The organism is uncultured Maricaulis sp., assembly GCF_963976135.1.
Lineage (GTDB): Bacteria > Pseudomonadota > Alphaproteobacteria > Caulobacterales > Maricaulaceae > Maricaulis.
This window is the reverse complement of the sequence record NZ_CAXBKN010000157.1, coordinates 1-3,706: the sequence shown is the minus strand read 5'-3', so window position 1 is coordinate 3,706 and position 3,706 is coordinate 1. Positions and strand designations below refer to the sequence as shown.

Genomic DNA, 3,706 nt, shown 5'->3' with positions numbered 1-3,706 from the left:
TGGCGGAGAGAGAGGGATTCGAACCCTCGGAACCTTGCGGTTCAACGGTTTTCGAGACCGCCCCGATCGACCACTCTGGCACCTCTCCGCGGGGATGCGTTGTTTGTACGAGCACACGCGGAAAATCAAGTGGGCGTGGCGCAGCAATGCCAGTGCGGTCCCGGTCGCGACAGGCCTGACCTGGGCCGGTCGGCCCGCGGAACCGCCACGAGGCGTGCCTGCATGGCGTTGCGCGCGCCGGGCCGGCGCCGATTCCAGAGGTTGCCGTTTCGTTTTTACAACCTCCTCGTGTGAGGGAGTGTGCTAGGCTTGGCTCGACCGAAAGGGGAAATCACATAGCTCAATCCACAACTCTCATTCTGCTCGGCAGTCTTTCCGTCGCGATTGCCGGCTGCGCCGCTCCGGTGGACCCGGACGCTGGCCCCACCCTCGCTGAACGCATTGCGGCCCTGCCCGAACATGGCGAGATCTCGGATGGGGACACCTTCACCTGCCGTCGCATCCAGATCACCGGGACGCGCCGTTTTGAACGCGTTTGCGCCCGCGACTCACAATGGGAGGATCAGGCGGATCGCACCCGCGAGGCCGTCAGCCGCATTTCCGAGGCCGACCGGACAGACGCACGCAAACCCGTGTTCCAATACCGTCCGCCCCCGATACGGACGGCACCGGGCTCGAATCGATAGCGATTGACTCTCCGGACGCTTTGACAACAACAAATTGCCTGTGCAATTCTACCCATTAATGTCTTTGTGAAAGGAACCCCATGACTCGATTGACCGCCTCGCTGCTGGCGAGCGCCGCGCTGCTGTCTCTGGGGGCCTGCACGACGCCGGTGGACCCGGATGCAGGGCCGACCATGGCCGAACGTGTCGCAGCCCTGCCCGAGAATGGCGAAATCTCTGACGGCGACACCTTCACCTGCCGCCGCGTCCAGATCACCGGGACGCGCATGTATGAACGTGTCTGTGCCCGCGACTCCGAATGGGCTGAACAAGCCGACCGAACCGGAGAGGCCGTCAACGCGATTGGTGCCGCTGATCGCAGCCAGGTGCGCCCATTCGATCCGCCCGGCACCTGATACTGGCCGAACGCTGAGTCCGCATTGACTCTCGCCACGGCGTGCGTATAACGCCCGCTCCTGTCTGTGCAGCTCGCTGCCCGGGCTGGTAATTGTTGAAACAACGCCCCGGAGATACGGGGTGAAGAAAAAGAGCCGCGCCAATGCCGGGCAAACCGGCGGGGGACGTTGCTGAACAAAGGAAACAGAGATCATGTTTGCAGTGATCAAGACCGGCGGTAAGCAGTACCGCGTTGCAGCCGGCGACGAAATTCGTATCGAGAAGCTTGAAGGCCAGCCCGGCGACACCCTGTCGCTCGGTCCCGTGCTCATGCTTGGTGGTGATGAAGGCGTGACCGTTGGCTCGCCTGTGATTGACGGTGCCCAGGTGATCGGCGAACTGCTCGACACCAATCGCTCCCGCAAGATCATCGTCTTCAAGAAGCGCCGCCGCCAGAATTACCGCCGCACCCAGGGTCACCGCCAGTGGGGCACGGTTGTGCGTATCGCCGAGATCGTGCTGCCAGGCACCAAGGCCAAGACGGCCCTGAAGACCACGACCGCGGCCCCGACCGAAGTCGAGGCTCCCAAGGCTGCTCCAAAAGCCAAGGCCGCTGCGCCAAAGAAGGCCGCTGCACCGAAAGCCGAAGCCAAGCCTGCTGCAGCGAAAAAGGCTGCCGCACCGAAGAAAGCCGCCGCGGATGACCTCAAGGTCCTCTCCGGCGTTGGCCCGGCCCTGGAAAAGAAGCTGCACGCTGAAGGCATCACCACCTTCGCGCAGATCGCAGCCTGGACCCCGGCCGATGTTGAGGATTTCGGCGAAAAGCTGAGCTTCAAGGGCCGTATCGAACGTGAAGGTTGGATCGAGCAAGCCAAGACGCTCGCTCAAGGAACGGAGGGCTAATCAATGGCTCATAAAAAAGCAGGCGGTTCATCCCGTAACGGTCGCGACTCCGCTGGTCGCCGCCTTGGCGTCAAGAAATATGGCGGCCAGACGGTCATTCCGGGCAACATCATCATGCGCCAACGCGGCACCAAGGTTAATCCTGGAGCCAATGTCGGCATGGGCAAGGATCACACCCTTTTCGCCCTTACCGAAGGCCGTGTGGTTTTCGCCAAGAAAGCCAACAACAAGGCCTATGTATCGGTTCAGCCGATGGCAGACGCCGCCGAATAAACGGTTCGCACATATCGAGCCGTTCGCTGATACCAGCGGGGCTCGACAGCGCGATAGCGCATCAGGGGAGACGGGTCACCGTCTCCCTTTTTGTTTGCCTCCCCGCCGCCCGATGGAGATCGAGATGGGTCCGCGGATCGAGACTGGAAGATTACTGCTGCGCCCGCCGGAAATGCGCGATGCGCCCGATATCGCCCGCTATGCCGGCGACTACGATATCGCGAAAATGACGATGCTGATCCCGCACCCCTATCCGGTGCCGGCGGCGGAGATGTGGGTGCTGATGCGCCGCGCCGGCTGGAACAAGACCGCCAACCGGCACCTCGTCATCGAGGCGCGCGACGGCGATGACGGGGCGATCTGCGGCATGGCCGGGATCTTCCGGCGCTCGCCCGAGAGCGAGTGGGAAATCGGCTACTGGATCGCCAAGCCGTTCTGGGGTCGTGGCCTGGCGACCGAGGCCGGACAGGCCCTGATCAACTATGCCCGTAACGAGCTGGCAGCCCCGGCCGTCACCGCGGGCCATTATGACGATAATCCCGCCTCGGGCCGTGTGCTGGAAAAGCTTGGCTTTCGCTATACCGGCGAAGCCTGCGAGCAATTCTGCCTCGGACGGCTGGCGCGTGCCAATTGCCTGGATATGAGACTGGATCTGGCGGCAGCATAGGGCTGCCGCCAACCATTCAGGATCAGCGCCCCTTCAAGGCCAGGAATTCCTCAAACGTGATATCGCCATCGCGCGTCAGGTCGCGGAACTGATGCATCTCGGACAGACTGTCCGGACCTGCCCCCTCTGGCGGGGCGTCACGTTGCGGGCTCCAGTAGTCATAAACCGGCAGCTGCGCTTCGGCCGCGCACAGGGCGGGAAGGTCGACCAAGGAGAGTGGGCTTGGCGGACCGGCAGCCCGCAGACTATTCCTCATAGCGTCCGTGTCCTGTTCCAGCCATTCGTGGCGACTGATGAGGCCATCTCCAGACAGGTCATATCCATCAAATTCGGCACGATAGAATGCGAGGCGCACCCGGCTGTATTCCGCTACCGACACCGTCCCGTCCCCACCAGCATCCCAGAAGCGGAAATCAGACTCCATGCGCTGCCGGTGGATCGTCTCAACACCGGCCCAGCAACCATCACTGATGGTCTGCGGCGCATAGACGAAGCGGAAGACATCCAGCGGCGGGTTGCGGGCAATGGAGGCAAAGACGGCGCCTCCCAACCCGGTCAGATCGCCATAGCTCGCGGCCCGGCCGGCTTCAAAGCGGCGGGTCAGGTTCTCCCGCGCCGTCCCCGCTGCCAGCAGCACTTCCTCCAGCACCAGCCGGTTATCGCCGTTCCGGTCGAGCAGGTTGAATTCGGCCACGCCATAAAAGCGCTCTTCCGGCGCTTCCGGCTGCTGCACAAACCAATAGAGCGCGACGCTGCCGAGCGCGGCGCCGGCGAAGGCAGAGGCTATCATCACCGGGCTCCC

5 protein-coding genes and 1 tRNA gene are annotated in these 3,706 nt (G+C 63.0%); 4 read left to right on the top strand and 2 right to left on the bottom strand.

Annotated features, from left to right (window positions below; genetic code table 11):
• Positions 1–88 (bottom strand) — tRNA-Ser (locus tag AAC023_RS13980).
• A gap of 678 nt (positions 89–766) precedes the next feature.
• Between AAC023_RS13980 and AAC023_RS13975 the strand changes: the two genes are divergently transcribed.
• The 4 genes from AAC023_RS13975 (at position 767) to AAC023_RS13960 (ending at position 2,904) form a co-directional block, all read left to right on the top strand.
• The gene (locus AAC023_RS13975; protein ID WP_339741822.1) at positions 767–1,081 is read left to right on the top strand and encodes a hypothetical protein; all 315 of its coding nucleotides are present in this window, start codon (positions 767–769) and stop codon (positions 1,079–1,081) included.
• Between the two features lie 193 nt (positions 1,082–1,274).
• Complete coding sequence (locus tag AAC023_RS13970) at positions 1,275–1,964, top strand: 50S ribosomal protein L21 (protein WP_339741820.1); 690 nt, start codon at positions 1,275–1,277, stop codon at positions 1,962–1,964.
• Between the two features lie 3 nt (positions 1,965–1,967).
• A complete protein-coding gene (rpmA, locus tag AAC023_RS13965; RefSeq protein WP_339741818.1) occupies positions 1,968–2,237 on the top strand; it encodes a 50S ribosomal protein L27 in 270 nt (89 codons plus the stop codon).
• Positions 2,238–2,361: 124 nt separating this feature from the next.
• On the top strand, positions 2,362–2,904 hold the full coding sequence (locus AAC023_RS13960; protein WP_339741816.1) for a GNAT family N-acetyltransferase: 543 nt from the start codon (positions 2,362–2,364) through the stop codon (positions 2,902–2,904).
• A 22-nt stretch (positions 2,905–2,926) separates the two neighbouring features.
• Here the strand turns inward: AAC023_RS13960 and AAC023_RS13955 are convergent.
• Positions 2,927–3,706, bottom strand: a 780-nt coding sequence (locus AAC023_RS13955) for a hypothetical protein (protein WP_339741814.1), incomplete at its 5' end; no start/stop codon positions are given.